Source organism: Nakamurella sp. GG22 (assembly GCF_052976845.2).
In genome coordinates, this window is record NZ_JBRIIO020000083.1 from 1 (window position 1) to 245 (window position 245).

1 pseudogene is annotated in these 245 nt (G+C 44.5%); it reads left to right on the forward strand.

What is annotated here, in order from left to right:
• Positions 1 to 240 (forward strand): annotated as a pseudogene (gene rplA, locus ACVBEQ_RS28080) (50S ribosomal protein L1); the annotation flags it as partial.
• Positions 241 to 245: the final 5 nt, after the last annotated feature.

Below are 245 nucleotides of genomic sequence, written 5' to 3' on the forward strand. Positions count from 1 at the left end.
GTCAAAAATGCAAAAGCCGGTCAAGTGCAATATCGTACTGACAAAGGCGGTATTATTCACGCCACTATCGGTCGTAAATCATTTACTGATGCGCAATTGAAATCGAATTTGTTAGCACTTATCGAGGCATTGAGCAAAGCTAAGCCAACAACTAGCAAAGGTGTTTACCTGCGTAAGGTATCGCTGTCGTCAACGATGGGTGCTGGTATCCGCGTTGAGCAAGCTAGTTTGGTTGCCTGATAAAG